The 292-nt window shown below is 55.1% G+C and carries 1 protein-coding gene; it reads left to right on the top strand.

Annotation, left to right across the window (positions count from 1 at the left end; genetic code table 11):
* Nucleotides 1-84: 84 nt before the first annotated feature.
* A partial coding sequence (locus PZH32_RS13510) for a hypothetical protein (RefSeq protein WP_275208765.1) occupies nucleotides 85-292 on the top strand: 208 nt, incomplete at its 3' end.

Genomic DNA, 292 nt, shown 5'->3' with positions numbered 1-292 from the left:
GGTGCGAATCAGCGACGAAGCTTTTGCGATGCGGTCATCATGCACTGTCCTTGCCTTTGTCAACGTGCAAAGGGGAGGTCGACGATGGAAGTGCGCGATCTGCGGTTTAGCGAATGGCCTATGTTCAATCGAGTTATGGAGGACAATCCCGAGGTGTGCCGAATGCTGCTGGAGGCCATTCTCGATGAGCCGATTGGCGGGATTGGCGAAGTGACGGTAGAGAAAGCCATCGAGCCGCGTTTGGGAGCGAAAGGCGTGCGACTCGATGTTTTTATCAAAGGCTCGGGAAAGG

It is taken from the genome of Adlercreutzia equolifaciens (genome assembly GCF_029076695.1).
GTDB lineage: Bacteria > Actinomycetota > Coriobacteriia > Coriobacteriales > Eggerthellaceae > Adlercreutzia > Adlercreutzia equolifaciens_A.
The sequence above is the reverse complement of the archived record's forward strand: the minus strand, read 5'-3'. Positions and strand labels throughout refer to the sequence as shown.